Here is a 242-nt window from a genome sequence, read left to right on the forward strand (position 1 = left end):
CGGTCGGGTCGGGGATGCGGTCGTAGTAGGCGGAGATCAGTTCATCGACGTCGATCAGATCGGATGCTTCGGCGGGCTGTCCAGCGCGGCTCATGCGCACAGTCTGACACCCGCGCGCATGTTCTGCGCGGCTAGGCTGTGTCCCCGTGACGATCGACGCGCCCGAGGCCGATGCCCCTCGCCGCACCTACAGCTACCTCGGCCCCGCCGGAACCTTCACGGAGGCCGCCCTCGCCCAGGTG

Source organism: Candidatus Kosakonia sp. 282A-S69, from assembly GCF_029433855.1.
In the GTDB taxonomy this organism is placed as follows: Bacteria; Pseudomonadota; Gammaproteobacteria; order Enterobacterales; family Enterobacteriaceae; genus Kosakonia; species Kosakonia cowanii_A.